The sequence below is a fragment of the Salinisphaera sp. SPP-AMP-43 genome (assembly GCF_049568105.1).
In the GTDB taxonomy this organism is placed as follows: domain Bacteria; phylum Pseudomonadota; class Gammaproteobacteria; order Nevskiales; family Salinisphaeraceae; genus Salinisphaera.
Genome location: NZ_CP145335.1, coordinates 3,002,801 through 3,021,309, shown reverse-complemented (window position 1 = coordinate 3,021,309; position 18,509 = coordinate 3,002,801). Strand labels below are relative to the sequence as shown.

The 18,509-nt window shown below is 62.9% G+C and carries 16 protein-coding genes; 8 read left to right on the top strand and 8 right to left on the bottom strand.

Features of this window, described 5'->3' with window-relative positions; translation table 11 throughout:
- Positions 1–26: 26 nt before the first annotated feature.
- On the top strand, positions 27–953 hold the full coding sequence (locus V5738_RS12925) for an NAD-dependent epimerase/dehydratase family protein (protein ID WP_423821219.1): 927 nt from the start codon (positions 27–29) through the stop codon (positions 951–953).
- Between the two features lie 23 nt (positions 954–976).
- Here the strand turns inward: V5738_RS12925 and V5738_RS12920 are convergent, their stop codons facing one another.
- From V5738_RS12920 to V5738_RS12910, 3 genes are read right to left on the bottom strand one after another with little or no spacing between them, the layout of a single operon-like run.
- A complete protein-coding gene (locus V5738_RS12920) occupies positions 977–1,996 on the bottom strand; it encodes a DUF2891 domain-containing protein (RefSeq protein ID WP_423821218.1) in 1,020 nt (339 codons plus the stop codon).
- Positions 1,997–2,011: 15 nt separating this feature from the next.
- Complete coding sequence (locus tag V5738_RS12915; protein WP_423821217.1) at positions 2,012–2,968, bottom strand: DUF979 domain-containing protein; 957 nt, start codon at positions 2,966–2,968, stop codon at positions 2,012–2,014.
- Positions 2,965–3,663 carry a DUF969 domain-containing protein gene (locus V5738_RS12910; protein ID WP_423821216.1) on the bottom strand — a complete coding sequence of 233 codons (699 nt, stop codon included), beginning with the start codon at positions 3,661–3,663 and terminating at the stop codon, positions 2,965–2,967. The genes V5738_RS12915 and V5738_RS12910 overlap by 4 nt, the downstream gene beginning before the upstream one ends.
- 161 nt (positions 3,664–3,824) lie before the next feature.
- Here V5738_RS12910 and rfbB point away from each other — a divergent pair, with 161 nt between their 5' ends.
- From rfbB to V5738_RS12895, 3 genes are all read left to right on the top strand, one after another.
- Positions 3,825–4,841: a dTDP-glucose 4,6-dehydratase gene (gene rfbB, locus V5738_RS12905; RefSeq protein WP_423821215.1), complete on the top strand. Its 1,017-nt coding sequence runs from the start codon at positions 3,825–3,827 to the stop codon at positions 4,839–4,841.
- 428 nt (positions 4,842–5,269) lie between these two features.
- Positions 5,270–6,034, top strand: a complete 765-nt coding sequence (locus V5738_RS12900) for an MBL fold metallo-hydrolase (RefSeq protein ID WP_423821214.1) — start codon at positions 5,270–5,272, stop codon at positions 6,032–6,034.
- Positions 6,035–6,122: 88 nt separating this feature from the next.
- Entirely contained in the window at positions 6,123–6,992 is an 870-nt protein-coding gene (locus V5738_RS12895; protein WP_423821213.1) for an EamA family transporter, read from the top strand.
- On the opposite strand, the gene V5738_RS12890 is transcribed toward V5738_RS12895, so the two are convergent.
- Both V5738_RS12890 and V5738_RS12885 read right to left on the bottom strand, forming a co-directional pair.
- Positions 6,951–8,213 carry a VanZ family protein gene (locus V5738_RS12890; protein ID WP_423821212.1) on the bottom strand — a complete coding sequence of 421 codons (1,263 nt, stop codon included), beginning with the start codon at positions 8,211–8,213 and terminating at the stop codon, positions 6,951–6,953. The two genes, V5738_RS12895 and V5738_RS12890, sit on opposite strands and share 42 nt — an antisense overlap.
- A 346-nt stretch (positions 8,214–8,559) precedes the next feature.
- Positions 8,560–9,327 carry a CDP-diacylglycerol diphosphatase gene (locus tag V5738_RS12885; RefSeq protein ID WP_423821211.1) on the bottom strand — a complete coding sequence of 256 codons (768 nt, stop codon included), beginning with the start codon at positions 9,325–9,327 and terminating at the stop codon, positions 8,560–8,562.
- Between the two features lie 309 nt (positions 9,328–9,636).
- Here V5738_RS12885 and V5738_RS12880 point away from each other — a divergent pair, with 309 nt between their 5' ends.
- The 3 genes from V5738_RS12880 to V5738_RS12870 all read left to right on the top strand — a co-directional run bounded on the left by V5738_RS12880 (position 9,637) and on the right by V5738_RS12870 (position 12,147).
- Positions 9,637–10,683, top strand: a complete 1,047-nt coding sequence (locus tag V5738_RS12880) for a M4 family metallopeptidase (RefSeq protein WP_423821210.1) — start codon at positions 9,637–9,639, stop codon at positions 10,681–10,683.
- Between the two features lie 5 nt (positions 10,684–10,688).
- Positions 10,689–11,009: a protealysin inhibitor emfourin gene (locus tag V5738_RS12875; protein ID WP_423821209.1), complete on the top strand. Its 321-nt coding sequence runs from the start codon at positions 10,689–10,691 to the stop codon at positions 11,007–11,009.
- Between the two features lie 169 nt (positions 11,010–11,178).
- Entirely contained in the window at positions 11,179–12,147 is a 969-nt protein-coding gene (locus tag V5738_RS12870; RefSeq protein ID WP_423821208.1) for an aldo/keto reductase, read from the top strand.
- 96 nt (positions 12,148–12,243) lie between these two features.
- Here V5738_RS12870 and V5738_RS12865 read toward each other — a convergent pair whose 3' ends face one another.
- The gene (locus tag V5738_RS12865) at positions 12,244–14,382 is read right to left on the bottom strand and encodes a TonB-dependent receptor (RefSeq protein WP_423821207.1); all 2,139 of its coding nucleotides are present in this window, start codon (positions 14,380–14,382) and stop codon (positions 12,244–12,246) included.
- 240 nt (positions 14,383–14,622) lie between these two features.
- On the opposite strand from V5738_RS12865, the gene ggt reads away from it, so the two are divergent.
- Positions 14,623–16,362 carry a gamma-glutamyltransferase gene (gene ggt, locus V5738_RS12860; RefSeq protein ID WP_423824182.1) on the top strand — a complete coding sequence of 580 codons (1,740 nt, stop codon included), beginning with the start codon at positions 14,623–14,625 and terminating at the stop codon, positions 16,360–16,362.
- Between the two features lie 42 nt (positions 16,363–16,404).
- Here ggt and V5738_RS12855 read toward each other — a convergent pair whose 3' ends face one another.
- Positions 16,405–16,962 carry a DUF2058 family protein gene (locus V5738_RS12855; protein WP_423821206.1) on the bottom strand — a complete coding sequence of 186 codons (558 nt, stop codon included), beginning with the start codon at positions 16,960–16,962 and terminating at the stop codon, positions 16,405–16,407.
- A 173-nt stretch (positions 16,963–17,135) separates the two neighbouring features.
- Entirely contained in the window at positions 17,136–18,335 is a 1,200-nt protein-coding gene (locus V5738_RS12850; RefSeq protein WP_423821205.1) for an EAL domain-containing protein, read from the bottom strand.
- Between the last annotated feature and the right edge of the window lie 174 nt (positions 18,336–18,509).

Genomic DNA, 18,509 nt, shown 5'->3' with positions numbered 1-18,509 from the left:
CATCCTCGAACTGACACTGAATAGCCATGTCTTCGAACAGGCCCAAACGTATTCTGTTTACCGGCGGCTCGGGCAAGGCCGGGCGCCATGTCGTGCCCTATCTGCTCGACTGCGGCCATACCGTGGTCAATATCGATCGCACGCCGCTGGACGATCCCCGGGTGCATAATTTGATCGCCGACATCACCGATTCCGGGCAGATGTTCAATGCGCTGTCGGCCTATGCCCATCTGGGCGAGCTGGAGGAGGCCAACGGCGGGCCGAAACCCTTCGATGCCGTGGTCCACTTCGCAGCCATTCCGCGGATTCTGGTCACGCCGGACAATGAAACGTTTCGCATCAACACCACCGGCACCTACAACGTGCTGGAAGCCGCGACCAAGCTCGGCATCCGCAAGATCGTGTTTGCCTCGTCGGAAACCACCTACGGCATCTGCTTCGCCGACGGCGAAGTCAAACCGGACTTCCTGCCGGTGACCGAGGATCATCCGACCGATCCGATCGACAGCTATGCCATGTCCAAGGTCTGCAACGAAGCTACGGCCCGGGCGTTTGCCAAGCGCAGTGGTGCCGATATCTACGGGCTGCGAATCGGTAACGTGATCGAGCCGCACGAATATGCGACCTATTTCCCCCGCTATTTCGACGATCCGGCGCTGCGTCGGCGCAATATCTTTTGCTATATCGATGCCCGCGATCTGGGCCAGATCGTGGATCGCTGTCTGGCGGTAGACGGGCTCGGCTTCGAGATGTTCAACGCCGGCAACGACCATAACTCTGTGGATCTGACCACCGCAGAGATCATCGAACGCTTTTATCCTGGGGTGCCGGTCAAAGCCGAGCTCGGTGAATACGAGGCGCTGTACTCGAACCGCAAGATCCGCGACGTGCTCGGCTTTGTCGAAGCTCATCCCTGGCATCGACAGGTTACGCCGCCGACCAAGGCGGGCTAGCGCTCGCTCGGGGCCGCCTCTGGCTAGCCGGCGGCGGCCCCGAGTGCCAGCCGGGCGAAGCTGGCCAGCCAATGGCTGCCCATGTAGTCAGTCTCTAGGTCGGTCAGCCCGGCGGCCAGATGCTGGTCGGCCGTTTCGTGCATCAGCGCAACGCGGGGATCGTCTTCGGGTAGCGTCGCGGCGAGCGTATGCCAGCACCAGGCTCGGCTCAGGTTGAGACCGTTCAGGTGGGCCAGCTTGCCGTCGCTTTGGTCGGAGACGATCGCTGGGGTGAACAGCGTAGCCGGCTGGCGCTGTGCCAGCGCCGGGAAATAGCTGTCGAACCAGCGTGCGAACGCATCGGCTTCGAGTACACGTTGCATCGCCAGTGCCTCGACCAGCGCCGGCGACAGGAATTCGTCGCCCGAGGGTTCCCAGGCCGGCTGGCCTTGGTCGCGCCCGTACCAGCGCGCGGCCTGTTCGCGCAGGACCACCGCCAGCGCTTCGTTGCTGGTGGCCGTGCCATAGTCGAGGCCCAGCACGGTGGCGAAAGCGCTGTTGCTATGCACGCCGGCCCGGATCGGATAAGTCTGTTTCGGCCAGAATTCCTGCCATAGCTCGACGATGATCTGGCACAGCGGCGCCAGCGTGTCGCCGGCCCGCCGTAGCTCGCGGTCCGGATGCTGGTCCAGTTCGGCGGCAAGTTTGACGAACCAGGCCCAGCCATAAGGGCGTTCGAAGCTGGCGCGGCCAGGAGCTTCGAAATAGCGGACTTCCGCGGCGACGGCTTCTGGCCGGATGCGGCGGGCAAACAGATCGCGGATCGCCGTGACGCGCGACGGCGACAGGTCGCCGTCGGCGGCCAGCCGAGCGAGCAACCAATAGCTGTGTACGCAGGAATGCCAGTCGAAGCTGCCGAAAAAGATCGGATGCAGTTCGGCGGGTGTGCCAACGTCGGCCGGACTATTCAGCCGATGGGTGATGTGGTTGGGGAATTCGCGTTCAACATGGCTAAGGGCGATGGCCGCCAGCCGGTCGGCGGTCGCGGTTTCGAGTAAGGGCATCGGAACGGTCCGGTGTTAATAGCGGAAAACGAGCAGGTTCATCAGTAAGATATTGGCGATGAGCAGGATCAGGGCGGTCGGTAGCTGGACCTTGATCACGGCGTTCTGGTCGGGCAGCTCGAGCAGGGCGGCCGGCACGATGTTGAAATTGGCCGCCATGGGCGTGGCCAGTGTGCCGCAAAAGCCCGAAAGCATGCCGATCGCAGCCATGATCGCTGGATTGCCGTGCAGATCGTGCACGATGAACGGCAGGCCGATGCCCGCGGTCATGACTGGAAAGGCCGCAAACGCATTGCCCATAATCACGGTAAACAGTGCCATGCCGATGCAGTAGGTCGCGGTGACCACCCCGGGTGCAGTCATCGGTACGACGCCGGTGATCAGGTTGGCCACCGTTTCGCCGACGCCGGCCGCAGCGAACAGCCCGCCGAGGGCTGCCAGCATTTGCGGCAGCACCGCGGCCCAACCGATCGTATCCAGCAGGCGTCGGCCCTCGGTCAGCGAGATCTCCGGCCGTTGTCTGAGCATGATCAAAGCCACGGCCAGCGCGACCAGTACGCCGCAGCCGAGCGCGATTAGGGTCGTGTGGTCGGTATCGATCAACGGTTGGCCGCCGATGTATACATAGCGAAAAGCCACGGTGCCGATCACCGTGACCAGCGGTACGGTCAGAGCCGGGATGAATAGCCGGTAGCCGAAGCGGGCTGCGCCGTGACGGCGCTCCTGGCTCGCATGGGTCGGTCGCTGCGACTGGCCCAGCCCACCGAAGGCGGCGAGTACCACCGAGGCCAGCACCAAACAGCCGGCCAGAAAAGCGCTCATCAAGCCGCCGAAAATCAGGATCACGGCGTTGAGCCCCCAGAATCCGGCGCTGCGGAAACGGCGAGGATTATCGCCATCGAAGGCGTTGATGACGGCAACGGCGGCAAAGAACAGGCCGTTGAGCACATACAGGGTCGGCAGGCCGATCATCGGCGTTCGGCCGTGGCGGCGGGCAGGACGCTATGGCGTGCGATATCGCGGTCCAGAAGCCATAGCCGAATCGCCTGGACGATCAGCGCACAAAGCGCACTCGGAATTGCCCATTGGGCAAACGTCAGCGGTGCAATGTCGTAGCCATGGCCGGCCAGAAAGCCCTTCATTAGCAGAATCGAGCCGACCGCGATGAAGACATCCTCGCCGAAAAAGGCGCCGATATTGTCGACCGCGGCGGCGTGGGCACGAATCCGGTAGCGCAGCTCGTCGGCGAGCGAACCGCCATGGCTGGCGGCAGCGGCTTCGGCCATCGGTGCGATCAGCGGACGCACCATCTGTGGATGCCCGCCCAGCGATAACAGCCCGAGCGCGGCCGTGATCTGGCGAAACAGTAAATACAGTGTCAGCAGGCGCCCGGTGGTGGCCCGGCGCATGCGCCCGATGAGTTTCTGGGCCTGTTCACGCAGCCCGCAGCGCTCCAGCAATCCGATCACCGGCAGGATGAACCAGACGACGGCCAGATAGCGGTTGTCGACATAGGCCGAGCCGAGCGCGGCGACCACATCGTGCAGGCCGAGGCCGCCGGCAATGCCGGTCGCCAGTCCGGCAACCGTGACCACCGCTAAAGCGTTCAATCGCAGGGCAAAGCCGAGCACCACGATCGCGATGCCGATCAAGGGCCATGGATCCATATCTCGTCCTCGATGGTTTGCGGCCGGATTATCGACCACCGGTGCGATCGCAATCGATTAGCAAAAAGTGTTCCGCCCGCCAAAAGCCCAATAGCGCGTGTATGGATCACCTTGGTTATCCTATGGCGTTAGTTCATTGTTCGGTCCGAAGGACGGCCGCCTTGCGCATACTGATCACCGGCGGCGCCGGCTTCATCGGATCCGCGCTGATCCGTCGTCTGCTGGCCTACAATCTGCACACCGTCATCAACGTGGATGCGCTGACCTATGCCGCGTTGCCCGGAGCGCTGGCCGAGGTCGAGGATGCGCCGCGCTATCGTTTCGAACATGCCGATGTGCGTGATCGCGTGGCCTTGGACGATATCTTCGACCGTCACGGCCCGGACGGGGTGATCCATCTCGCCGCCGAATCGCATGTCGATCGTTCGATCGCCGGGCCTGGCGCGTTCGTGACCACTAATGTGAATGGGACCCACTGTCTGCTCGAAGCGGCGATGCGTTACTACAATCGGCTCGATGCGGCACAGCGCGCTGCGTTTCGGTTTTTGCATGTCTCGACCGATGAGGTTTATGGCAGTGCAGGGCCGGGCGAGACCTTCGATGAAAACGCGCCCTATGCGCCGAACTCGCCTTATGCTGCGAGCAAAGCCGCAGCCGATCACCTGGTGCGGGCCTGGCGCGAGACTTATGGCCTGCCGACCCTGATTTCGCACGGTGCCAACACCTACGGGCCGTTTCAGTACCCGGAAAAACTGGTGCCGGTAGCCGTCTATCATGCTCTGTCCGGAGGCGAAATCCCGCTCTATGGCCGCGGCGAGCAACAACGCGACTGGCTGCACGTCGATGACCATGCCGAGGCGCTGTTACGAATCTTCGAAGACGGTCGAATCGGCGCTCGCTACAACATTGCGACCGGTAACACCCGGAGCAACATCGAACTGGTCCGCCGGATTTGCGAACTGGTCGATCGTGCCGCGCCTCAGGCGGCACCGAGCGCCCGTCGGATTCGATTCGTCATGGATCGGGCCGGCCACGACCAGCGCTATGCGCTGGATACCTCGCGTATTCGCGACGAGCTGGGTTGGGCGCCGCAGATCGGTCTGGCGACCGGCCTAGCGGCGACGGTGCGCTGGTGTGTCGATCACCCGAAGCTGCTCGAGCTGATAGGGCGCGCCTAGGATCGGTCGAGGCCCCGTCCGAGATCGCTTGGCGCCTGCCAAGGAATAGGCTGCCAAAAAAAACCGGTGCTGCGTCATGGCGTGCTATGGCCGAGGCGTGCGCCGCCGCAGGGCGACCTGGGCGTATTGGGCCCAGGCGGGCCAGGCCGAAGAGAAAAGCGCTGCCGTAGGGAGATCTGGCGCGATCGTTCAACGTATTGCATAGCGAGGCGGCGTTTCTAGCACGGGGCTTGCTCTACGTTCGGCGTTGGGCGCGGACTCGCATCATGCATCAACGCCCCCAGCACGCTGGCGTCAAGCGATGGCGCGGGGGCGGTGCGCAAGCCGCCGCGCGTTGTTCCCTAAAATCTCCGCCGGCCCATCGGGCGCCGCCGGCCGCGCGCCGCCGCGCCTGCTATGCTCGATGCATGATTGCCACGAGGTCGGCCATGCGATACATCAAGATAACCATCGCGGCGGTTTTGTGGCTCGGGCTGGCGGTGCTGGGGCCGGCGTCCGCGGCGTCGAGGACCTTCGAGACCGCGCTCGAAACCAAAGCCGGGCCGCTCGAACTGCATATCGTGCAACACGCCAGTTTCGTGCTGCGCTGGAATGATCGGGTGATCTATGTAGATCCGGTCGGCGGTGCCGAGGCCTATGCCGGTCTGCCGGCGCCGGACATCGTGCTGCTCACGCATCCCCATCCCGACCATCTGGATCCCGAAACCTTGACCGGCTTGGACACCGGCCGGGCTGTGTTCGTCATGCCGTCTTCGGTGGCCGAACGGCTCGACTCGCGGCTCGGTCGCGAGCAGATCGTGCTCGGCAACGGCGAGGCGAGCGATCGGCTCGGGAATGGTCTGCGCGCCGTGCCGATGTATAACCTGCCTGCATCGCCCCAGGCTTATCATCCAAAGGGCTGGGGCAATGGCTATGTGCTCACGCTGGCCGATCGTCAGATCTATATCTCGGGCGATACCGAGGGCACGCCCGAAATGCGCAGCCTGACCGATATCGACCTGGCGTTCGTGTGCATGAATCTGCCCTACACGATGGATACGGCACAGGCAGCCGATGCCGTTCAGGACTTTGCCCCGGGGATCGTCTATCCCTACCACTATCGCGGTCAAGACGTGGCCGATTTCCAGCAGCGGCTGCAGGCCCGCGATTCGGACATCCAGATACGGCTGCGCGATTGGTATTCGGGCGCCTGATGGGCGGCCCAACGCCGCAATAATTTGGCCGCCAGGGTAGGTGGCGCTGCTAATATCGCCCGCCTTGGCTTCCAACCGGTCGTCGTGGATGACGTCGGAACGCAAAACCGCACTGGCCAGTCTGACCATCGTGCTGGCCGGCTGTATCTGGGGCTTGTATTGGCTGCCGGTACGTGCCCTGGAGCAGGCCGGCTTGGGCGGCGCCCTGGGATCGCTGGCGGTGGTCGTCGTGGCGCTGGTGCTAGTACTGCCGCTGGCTTGGCGCCGCCGTGATCCCCGCGGCGTGGATTACGGCGGCGCCGCTGCGACAGCGGTCGGCGGCACTGCTTTCATGCTGTATTCCGTAGGCCTCGTGGAAGGACGGATCGCGTCGGTGATTCTGTTGTTCTATCTCACGCCCGTCTGGACCACGCTGATCGAGGTTGCGGTACTGCGCTGGCCGGTGCCGTGGCTACGTTATCCGGTGATCTTGCTGGGCCTGATCGGCCTAGGCCTGGTGCTCGGGGCCGATGGGGGCTGGCCGTTGCCGCGGGCGGCCGGGGAATGGCTTGGTCTGCTGGCCGGCCTGCTTTGGTCGCTGGGTACGATCGGCATGCGCGCGCGGCCCGAGCTGCGCCCCCTGTCCGGGACGACCTTCTTTTTGCTGGGTGCGTTGCTGGCCGGCCTATTGCTCTGGGCGACGCTGCCCACGACCGCCGCTATCGAGCCGAATATGAACGCCGGGGCGATCGCGTGGCTGGTGGCCGCCGCACTGGTCTGGTGGAGCGGATCGATGCTGGCCTTGGTGTGGGCCGCGGCGCGGTTGGAGCCGGCGCGGGTCGGCATTTTGTTGATGAGCGAGGTTTTGGTCGGGGTTGTATCAGCGGCCCTGTGGGCCGGCGAGACGATGGTGCCGATTCAGATGCTTGGCGCGTCGCTATTGGTGGCCGCCGGTGTGCTCGACGCGCTCTTGGGCTGAGGCCAGATCGGCAGCTGGCCCGGGCGACGGCCCGCGCCGTGCGCTCGGGGCATCTGCATTCGTGCCGGCTATCGGTTCGGGGGCGAGTGAAGCCAGCACCCAAGTAGCCAGAACTGCGATCACGGCGTCGGTGATTTCGGCCGAACGCCCCGGCAGATGGGTTTCCAGTAGGCTGGCCAGGAACAGCCCGGCAGCCACCAGCGTGCCGGCGATCGTATAACGCAGGCCGACACCGCGCAGCAGCCACAACAGGCTGGTGTAGAGGAATAGTTTTTCAGCCAGGGCCTGGGTATTGGCTGCCATCGAGCCGTGCAATATGGAATAGAACGGGATCCAGCCGAAGCTGTGGCCATAGCTGCCCCATTCGAAGGGCAGCAGACGTTCGCCGAGTACGATCAGTGCCAGCAGTACGGCCAGAAAACCGCAGACCCTGCGGCGGGACGCACTCGCCAAGAGCTGCCAGACGATGACCACGCACGGCAGGGCAATGAGTTCTGCGGCCGACAAATGGTTATGGGTAATGCCGACCTTGGCAGCGGCGACCACCAGTACCGCGGCTCCGATCAGCCAGCGGCTACGGCGTGGACCGGCCAGGTCCGCGAGCATCAACGCGACCACCAGCCAGATCACCAGGTAACGTGCGATATCGAAGGCTGCCGGATGGGGGGCATAGACTACTGGCTTGAGTGCCTGCCAATAGGCATGTAGATCGATCGTGGGCACATAGGGAAAAAGCCGGTAGCCCAGAAACAGTAGGATGATGAGTGCTGCGACCTGACGTGCCGGCGCATGCAGGTGGATCGGGCCGGTCAGATAGCGGGTCAGTGGGGCGGCTAGCAATCCGCCGACCAAGGTGCCTCCGACGTTGGGGTAGACGTCGGTCAGCGTGGTCATGCGACCCGCATCGAAGAACTGGATGATCTCGATGCTCAGGCACAACAGGGTGCCAATCAGCGTGATCACGACGATCCGTAGCCAACGCGCGCGATGGGCGCTCTGGGCGGCAACGCCGAACAGGCCGAGCGGTATATACAGCGCGATATTGGCTACCAGACCCGAGGGTGGCTGCTGGTCCATATCATGGCTCAGAAACAGCGTGCGGATCGCCTCGCCGAGAGAACCGGCCTGGAAATGGAACGGATACAGCGAGCCGTAGACGATGAAGGCGAGGGCTAATACGGCCGCGCCGATAAAGCGACGATAGGGATGGGCATTCGGCATGGGCCTATTCTAGCCGGGGCCAACCTAATCGTGCCCGAATGACCGCCCACGCCGATCCAGGCGATCGCCACCCGGACCTGGCCTACGGCCAGTCCGGGCCGTGTAGGGCAGAGCGATCGGCGATGTGCGCTCGAGGTCAGCGCGGATCGATTATTGTGCCATCCGAACGTCGTCTCGCAGTCCGCCTCGCCTGTTCAGCACAACCGCAACACCTAAGAGCGCGATGGCTGATTTGGCTTAGGCGGCCGCATCACAGGACGGACCCTGTTGTCGGGCGATCCAGTCATCGTCTCGCGTCGCACGATACCGCCGCGTTCGCGCCTTTTTGTTGTTCATCGGCGTTTTATTAGGGCGTGCTTGGCGCAGACTCGTGCGCAGCATGCGGGTCGAGGACAGCGCAGTCGTGGGATTCGAGTTCTTCGGTCGAGGCGACGTTGCCGCGTTCGCGATTCACGTGAGTGGCCAGAAGCACCAACGATTGAGCGTCGAGCGCGGTCAGCGCCAACCCGTAGTCGGCCATGTGCTGGCCGGCGTCGGCATGCTCGGCCAACAGGTGGGCCGCGCTCGTCTGCTCGAGCAGGGCCGAGGATACACGGCGGGCGATATAGCGATGTCCGGCCAGTTCATCCGGCAGTCGCTGCCAATGCGCGCTGATTTGGGGCGCCATGCGCTGCAGGCGTTGGCGTACCGCAGGCTTCACACAAGAGATATGGATATGCAGCTGGTTCTGGGAGCGGCCGTGGGGCGAATTCAGCGCCAGTAGGATCGCATCGTCGCTGATCGGTTGGTCGTAGCGCTGTGCCATGACCTGGCGCGACTGCCAGGCGCGCGCGAAGAAATGCGGCGCATCCGGGGCCGAGAATGCTGGGCTTTCAATGCCCTCGATACGCGAAGTCGGAATCAGCAGATACTGCAATGGGCCGACCAGATCCTTGAGCAGCGCATATCCCGTCTGCCGATCGACCTTGGTACACGGCGTCGGTTGCTTGCCCTGTTCGGCGTGCGGTACGCAGCGATCGTGAACGATATGCCAAAGCGCATCCGGGGTGCCGGCTTGGGCCAGCCCCGGGCTACACACGGTAGCGATCAACAGCATGATGGCCCGGCCCATCATGCGCTACGGCCGATGGAGGCGATCGTCCACTGTCGAATCGATCGTCCTCGGGGGCGGCCGGCGGCTGGGTTCATTACGCCAAGCCGGCTGAATGCTTGGCTCGTAGGCCCGCCGGCCTTGAAGACGAACACCACGATTGGGGCCGCGCGAGTCGAACCGCCGACGACTACCGATGCCGGGTGCATGAACAGACTTTGATGACAGGATGATGCTGCCCAGCCTAGCGCAGGGCGATATCCGTGTCGCTCGGGATGCGCAGGTGGTATAGCACGTGCATGATGCACCAGTACCCTCGAAAGGAGCCCCTCTATGGCTTCCTCCACGACCCGTCGTAGCGGGGTGATCCCGCCACATATCCTCGATCGGCTGCTCGAACGTGGCCCCGATACCCTCAAGCAGTGTGCACGACGCACCCGGGAAACCGACGATGCCCTGCGGGCTGCGGTGGTACCCACGCGTCGCAACGGCGTCAGAGCCCCCGCCGAAGCGGAACTACAGCGTACGATCTACGATGCCGGCCATAGTCGTACTCTGCCCGGCCAACCGGCACGTGACGAAGGCCAGGCGGCCGTAGGCGATCGGGAAGTTAACGAAGCCTACGAGGATCTTGGCCAGACCTGGCGTTTCTATAACGAGGTTTTTGATCGTAACTCGATCGATAACGAAGGCCTGCCGTTAATTGGCAGCGTGCACTACGGCCAGGATTATCAGAATGCGTTCTGGAACGGTCGCGAGATGGTGTTCGGCGACGGCGATGGCCAGGTTTTCCATCCGTTCACGCGGGCCTTGGATGTCGTGGCCCACGAGCTGACCCACGGTGTGACCGAAGTCACAGCCGGGCTGGCCTATCAAGGGCAGTCTGGGGCGTTGAACGAGTCGGTTTCGGATGTGTTCGGAGTGATGACTGCCCAATATGCCGCCGGCGAGACCGCGGATCAGGCCGATTGGCTGATCGGCGCGGCCCTGTTGACCGATCAGGTCAACGGCGTGGCGCTGCGCTCGATGGCCCGGCCCGGCAGCGCCTACGACGATCCTATGCTGGGCCAGGATCCCCAGCCGGCGACCATGAACGGCTATGTCGAAACCCGCCAGGACAACGGCGGCGTGCATATCAATTCTGGTATCCCCAACCATGCGTTCTACCGGGCGGCCACGGCGCTCGGCGGCTACAGCTGGGAAACCGTCGGCCCGGTTTGGTATGCCACGCTTCGCGATACCCGGCTGTCGGCCGATGCCGATTTCGCGGCTTTCGCAGGCGTCACCATGGCCAACGCCCGTGAGCAGTCCAGCGGCGATGTGTTGGATGCTCTGCGCCAAGCCTGGCAGGACGTCGGCATTACGCCTGCCGAGGGCTAGTGGCGATGATCCGGTCGACCGAGCTACCAGACGATGCCCGCATCTGGCTGGCCCGAGAAGGCGGTTTCGTAGCGGCGCCGGGTCTGTCCCGGCCCCGCGAGATCGCCTTGGTCGATTGTCGGGACGATCAACGCTTGGCCATACGCCGGGTGCTCGATGCGTGTCGGCTGCAGGCCGTACCCGCCGCGGGTGCGGCCGATCAACGCTTTTTTCGTATCGTGATCAGCCGCGACAGCGAACCCGATACACCGCTGGATGAGCTACTGATTGACGAAACCCATGCGCCCACCGACCTGGTCAGCCTGTGGCAGAACGGGCCCGAGTGAACCTGCCGCGGCAGCTGCCGTGCCATAGCCACAAAATACAGACCGCCCGTCACAGGCGGCCCAGCAGACCTTCCCCGCCAGGCGATATGGCGGCGCGCCGGCCCTGATGTACAGCATCGGGTCGACGCTTTTTAGAATCGATAACCCCCCGCAGTTTTTTGGAGCCCCAATGGAATACCGCAATCTCGGACTAAGCGAACTGCAGACTGCGCCGCTGATCTTTGGCGGCAACGTGTTCGGCTGGACGCTAGACGAACAGGCCAGTTTCGACATGATCGATGCCTGGCTGGACGCCGGTTTCAACATGATCGATACCGCTGACGTCTACTCGAAATGGGCCGACGGCCATTCCGGCGGCGAGTCGGAGACGGTGCTCGGGCGCTATTTCGCCGCCCGCGGCAATCGCGACCGGATCACGCTGGCCAGCAAGGTAGGCATGGAAATGCCCGATGCCGGCGAAGGCCTGTCTCGGGAATGGATCATCACCGAGGTCGAGAACTCGCTGCGGCGGCTGCAGACCGATTATCTCGATCTGTACTTCGCCCATATCGATGATGATCGCACGCCGCTGAATGAAACCATGGAAGCCTTCGACCGGCTGATTAGCGATGGCAAGGTCCGCAATCTCGGGGCCTCGAACTATGACGGTGCACGCTTGGTCACCGCCCTCGGCGCCGCCCGTGATTTGGAAGTGCCCCGCTACGAGGTATTGCAGCCGTTTTACAACCTCTATGACCGTTTTGATTACGAAAACGATCTGGCGGAAATCTGTCTCGAGCACGACCTGGGCGTCACGCCGTACTTTTCGTTGGCCAGCGGTTTCTTGACTGGCAAATACCGGAGTCGTGAGGATGCCGAAGGGCGGGCGCGTGCCCCGTTCGTCGACAAATACTTCGACGATCGCGGCATGCGTATTCTGGCGGCTCTGGATGCCGAGGCCGAGCGCTTCGATGTGACCCCGGCGGCGATCTCGCTGGCCTGGCTGATTGCCCAGCCGAGCGTGACTGCACCGATCGTTTCGGCGACCTCCCAGTCGCAGTTCGAACAGCTACAGGCCGCTGCCAGCGTGACCCTCGATACGGCCGCACTCGAGCGTCTGAACGCAGCCAGTACTGCCGACGAGACGGTCGCCGAGTAATCGACGACCTTAGCCCTGACCGGGGCACGCCGGTCAGGGCCGTTTGCGCTGTACTCGGCCGGACGCGAGACGCCCGGCCGGTGCCGGTGTTTGCGTTTAGAAGCGCACCGATACCGAGGCGTCGACGGTACGCGGCGCGGCGAGTTCCGCACTGGCGCTGCCCGAGCCGCTATAGCCGTTCAGGCCGCCCGGATGGATATTGGTCCAGTAGTGGGCATCGGTGGCGTTGTTGAGCATGACCCGAAAGGTCGTGCCATGCCCGGTGATGCGCGTGTCGTAGCTGGCGCCCAAGTCTACGGTCGCCTCGGCCGACACATGGTCGCTGCCGCGATTGTTCGTGTTCCGGCGGCTGAAATATCGGGCATTGGCGCTGACCGACAGCCCAACGATCGAGGGTAGGTCATAACGCAGCAGCATGTTGGCCGTGACATCGGGCAGGCCCACGATCTGATGGCCTTCAACGGCGGGGTCTTCGGCCTCGGTGAGCTGGGCGTCGAGATAACTGATGCCGCCGAGAACGTGCAGCCGCGAGGTGAGGGCGCCTTGAGCTAAGAATTCGATGCCGCGATTGCGTTGCTTGCCGGTCTGGCGATAGGTATCGCTGTCGTCGTACAGGGCATAGGGGCGCCGGATTTGATAGGCGTCCAGCGTATAGTTCACGCCGGCCCAGGCCGCCTTGGCGCCGATTTCCCACTCCTTGCTACGCGCCGGCGACAGCACCTGGCCCGCATTGGTTGCCCCGTCGGGGGCTGTATCGCCTTGCTGGAGCGAATCGGCATGGGTGACGTACAGGGAACTCGTCGGGGTAGGTTTGAATATTAGGCTGGCGGCGGTCGACAGGCCGTTCTTGTGATCTTCGCCGGTCAGATCGTTGTTCCGGTCATAGTTGCGCGATTTCAACTCGCTTTCACTGGCGGTTACCTGGAGATGCCAGCGCCGGGTTAGATCGAGCCGGTCGCCGAAGATGAGCGAATCTTCGCGGCTTTCGGCGACGTGATAGCGATCGGTAAAGATTGGATAATTGGGTTCGCTCGCCGGTGGCTGGGGCGACTCCAGGCTGGCCGAGCCAACATCCAGTACGCCGCCGTCGCGGGGATTGAAATTGTTTAGATCGAATCCACTGATGCCAAGCGTCAGATGGTGGCGGATCGGCCCGCTATCCACCACGCCGTTAAGATGGACGAGATAGCTCTCGATGCGGAAGCGGCTGGCATGGCCGGTCGAGACGGTGTTTTGATAATCCCCGGAGGAATCGACCACCGTATGGGTCAAACCCGTGGACTGACGGTCAGCGATTTGGCGCAGGAAGCCGATATCCAGATGCCAGTTTTTGGAAAACTCGTGTTTGAGATGAATGCTGGCGGTCTCGGTATCGTCCTTGTCGCCGGCATAGGCGGCGCCGTAGCCGTCGTGCTTGGGATTGACAGCTTTGGGGAAATTCACGCCGTCGGCCACCGTGAAGCTGCCCGGTCCGCCCAGGGCTTCGTAATGATAATGGCTCAAGGTCGTCTCGATCACGGTTTTCGACGACAGATGAAAATCGGTGGCCAGGCTGATTAGGCGACGTTTGAGCGTACTGTACGTGCTGGATAGGTCGCCGTTTTCGTTCAGCACATTCAGGCGATAGGTGACCCGGCCATGGGAATCGAGCTGGCCACTGCTGTCGAGTGCCTCGCGCCAGGCATTGTCGCTGCGAAAGCCGAAGGTCAGGCGTGACATCGGCTGGGCGGTCGGACGCTTGGAGGTGTAGTTGAAGGTGCCCGCGGGGCTGGCCGGCCCGTACAGGGAACCCGCGAGGCCGTTCAGGACCTCGATTCTGGAAAATTGCGCGCCAGGATAGTTGGTGGTCGAGACGATGTTCAGGCCGTCCAGACGACTGTTCTGGGCGACCGAGCCCTGGAAGCCGCGGGTTTGGGGGCGCACGCCCGAGCCCTGTACCGACGGCAGATAGGACAGCGCCTTATGCAGGTCATGGACCTGTTGATCCCGTAATACATCGCTATCGATACGATGCACGGTATAGGGCGTATCGAGGGCCTTGGTGGCCCCGAGCGGGCCCATATGCACGCGCTGCTCTCGAGCCTGTTCGGCGATCGATGCGCCGGTGACCTGTACAGTCTTGAGCTTGGTCTCAGGGGGCGTGGCTGTTGTGGTGTCGGCGTCTTTATTCGACGCCGCTAGAGCGCAGGAAGGCATCACGATCAAAACGATCGTCAGGCGAAACGAAGGGGGCATGCAAACTCGTCGAACGATGAATAGAGCCAGGCCAGGGCAGGCGGGCTGCTACCGTTATGTATTTATGTATATTGCGGTGTCAAATTCATCTGTGCAAGCGGCGTTAGGCCGCCGGCTCTGCATTGGCGGTATCGTCCCGCTATAGTGTGGGAAATCGAAAAAAGCTGTGATTGCCGGATGTTGACTCTGATCCAACGCCTGCCGCTGCAGGTTGTCTTTGTGTTTTGTGCGATCGCGCCGATGGCCGGGGTGGTCCAGGCGGCCGATTCGACGCCGACGTCGGAGATTTCCAGCAGCGCGCTGGATGCTACCGCACCGCCGACTACCCAGGCGGCGCTGGCAAGAGCCAGGCCGGTAACTGCCAAACACGCAATGGTGGTCACCGCTCAGCATCTGGCGACCCGGGTCGGGGTCGATGTGCTCAAGGATGGCGGCAATGCAGTCGATGCCGCGGTTGCCGTCGGCTATGCACTGGCTGTGGTACATCCCTGCTGTGGCAACATCGGCGGCGGCGGTTTCATGGTCGTGCATCTGGCACAGACGGCCGATCATGCGGCCAAGAACCTGTTTCTCGACTTCCGCGAAAAGGCCCCGGCCAAGGCCACACCGACGCTGTTTCAGAATGATCAGGGCGAGGTAGTCGACGGCCGCAGCACCGAGACCTATCTGGCGAGTGGCGTGCCCGGCACCGTCATGGGCCTGGAAAACGCACGGCAGCGCTATGGCACGATGAGTCGTCGTCGTCTCATGACGCCGGCGATTCGGCTGGCCCGCCAGGGGTTCGAACTCCAGCAGGGCGATGTGAACATCCTGCACGAGCGCAGCGACGAATTTGCCGACCAGCCCAACGTAGCCCGCATCTTTCTTAATGATGGCCAGCCTTACCAGGTCGGCGATACGCTCAAGCAGCCGCAGCTGGCGGATACGCTGTCACTGATCTCGAAAAGAGGGGCCCCTGCGTTCTATGAAGGCCCGATCGCCAAGGCGATCGTCAAGGCGAGCCAAGCCCATGGCGGGATCTTATCGATGTCGGATTTCGCCGACTACACGGCGCCCTGGGGGCAGCCGGTAAGCTGCGGCTATCAGAACTATACGGTGCTATCGACGCCGCCGCCCAGCTCCGGGGGCACCGCGATCTGCGAGATTCTGGGTATTCTCGATCCACTGCCGCTTGCGGACTGGGGCTATGCTTCAACCCGAGCCTCGCATTATTTGATCGAGGCCGAGCGACGGGCGTTCGCCGATCGCAATACCTATCTCGGTGATCCGGCGTTTGTCGATAACCCGCTCGACGAATTGCTCTCGGCCGACCATCTGAGCCACCTGCGTTCGGATATCGATGCCGACCAGGCCACGCCTTCGAGCGAGATCGACGGCAGCCTCGGCGCCCGTGAAGGCCAGCACACCACGCAGTATTCGATCGTCGATGCCCGGGGCAACGCGGTCAGCGTGACCTATACCATCAACTATCTGTTCGGCAATGGCCACATCGCCGGCGATACCGGCTTTTTTCTGAACAACGAGATGGACGACTTTACCGCCAAGCCGGGCGTGCCGAATGCTTTTGGGCTGGTCCAAGGCAAGGCCAACCAGGTCGAAGGCGGCAAGCGGCCGCTGTCGTCGATGTCGCCCTCTCTGGTGCTAAAAAACGACGATCTGTTCATGGTGACCGGCAGTCCAGGGGGCTCGACCATTATCTCGACCACCTTAGAGAGCATGCTCAACGTGATCGACTTCGGCATGAATATGCAGCAGGCGGTCAATGCACCGCGGCTGCACAATCAATGGCTGCCGGATGTCACGCGGGTCGAGCCCGGCTATCTGAGCGACAAGGTAAAAGCCGAGCTCGAGGCGATGGGCCACCGTTTCGATAGCGTCCAGTCATGGGGCGCAGACGAAGCCATTAGAAGACGCGCGGATGGCCTGCTGGAAGGGGCCAACGATCGACGTCGGCCGGCCGGGCTTGCCGCCGGTTATTAACGGCGGCTGGGCCGCCCGGCCCGATCACGCCGGGCGGCCGCTTTACCACATCAGATCGTCAGGCACTTCGTAGCCGGCATAGGGATCATCCGGATCCGGCTCGGAGGGTTGCGCAACGATTCGCCACACCTTTTTCGGGATCAGCGTTTCGAGGCGTTCGGCGGTCTCGCGGTCAACCAGCGACGTATCGCCAAAATGGCGCACGATCGCGAGCTGGCCGTTGGCGAGTTGCTGGCGCTGGGCCCGGCTGACCGGCAGACGCCGAATCCGGCCGTTCATGTTGTAGCTGTAGGGCGGGTCGTCCTCGGCCGGTTTGTCGATCGCCACCCGATGATCCTCGACGATCTGCTTGGCCTGGGCGGCTCGCTCGCGCTGGGCGCGTTCGGCATTGGCAGCTTGGGCCCGGCGACGGTCGGCCTCACGACGCGCTGCGTCGTCGGCGGCAACCTTTTTCGACAGGGCCTGTTCTTCGGCGGTCGCATTCTGGCCGGACTTGCGTGCGGCCTTCTTACGCTTGGTTTTGTCCTGGCGTGCCTTCTTGGCCTGTTTGGGCTTGGCGATACCCGCCTGGAGCAATTGGTCTTGAAGTGACTGACCCATGATGTTCGCGGAACTCGGTACGGACCCCTCATTTTAGGGGCTGTAACGGCTTCGTGCGAGGCCGCGTTGCCGGTCGTGGCGTGCTGCACGCCGGTTCAACGCCCGCGGTATAGCCGGAATCGTCGGCTACCCGGCAAGCCAGGTCGCGAGGCTCGCGACCGGCTGTGTAGTCGCTACCAGTCGATATCGCAGCAGATTACGCGTTCCGGCGGATTGCTATCGGCCAGCGACAGTGTCACGCACATATAAGCGCCGGTACTCGACAGATAGGGCCGGGAGGTCTGGAGCCGATGCGGCTCGGCCATGGCCGCACGAAAATACTGGCGCCGGTACCAGGTGCCGCCCGCGGTATCGGTGATCGGTGCGGCATGGGCAAGCCGATGATTGCCGCGCAGCGAGGAGCCGTCGACATGCATGATCTCTTCGCCGCGGGCGTTGAGAATATAGAATCGGGCAGTGCGCGGCATGGTCATCAAGCGGCGTGCGGCCAGATGGGGCTCCACGCCTTGCCCGATCTTCTCGATCGCGGTTCGAAAGGCGTCGATATAGGGCGCAGTGCGATCGGCTTCCAGCCGCTCCTCGATAGTCGCAGTGGTTACGAAATGCTGGGTGATCGCATTCAGCGCCGGCGAGTTGTCCATGTTCTGGTGATCGATGGTCGGGCTCGGACGGGCAAAATAGAAGCCCTGTACGAAATCGATATCCGAATCCATGGCCAAGAGAGCCTGCTCGCGGGTTTCGATACCTTCGGCCAGAACCAGGCAGCCCGATTCGTGGATCAGCGAGACCAGATTTGGCAGCGTTTGCCGCAGCCGACCGGTGCGATGTTGTTCGGCTTCGACGATCAGGCTGCGATCCAGCTTGATGATATCCGGCGCCAATCGCCAGATACGGTCGAAGTTGGAATGTCCGGTACCGAAGTCATCCAGCGCCACCAGTGCGCCGATCGAACGAAAGTAGTCGACCGCGGCAAACAGCTGCGACTCGTCTTCGATCGCCCCTTCCACGATTTCGATGACCAGCCGCTCCGGCGGCACACCGGCTTGTTTGAGCGCTTCAACCAGGGTGCCGTCGTGGTACCAGCGATCGGTGATGGTGCTCGGATCCAGATTCAAAAACAGCCAGCGCTCATCCGGGGCCTGGGCCGAGAAATTCCGGATATGCAGCGACTGACAGAGATTGTCGAGATAGCGAATATCGCCGCTTTCTGCGGCGGCGCGAATCAGGCTGGCCGGGGAATGGGGGCGCGTGTGACCATCCACGGGGCGCAACAGCGATTCGAACCCGACGCTTCGCCGATGACAGAGGCTGAGAATCGGCTGAAAGGTGCTATAAAGCTGATAGCCGTGATAGTCCACCGTAGTCGCGCTCATGATGCGAGGACCGCCCAGTATGGCCGGGGCGCAATATACCGGCGTATACGCGGCTCAAGCGAACCAGCGCTTGCCGCATCTGCGCGCAAGATCGGCGACGACTTCAGCATGCTGCGAATCGGTCCATGAAATGGATAGGCCTTTATATAAAGATGCTGCCAAAGCGGGGGCGTA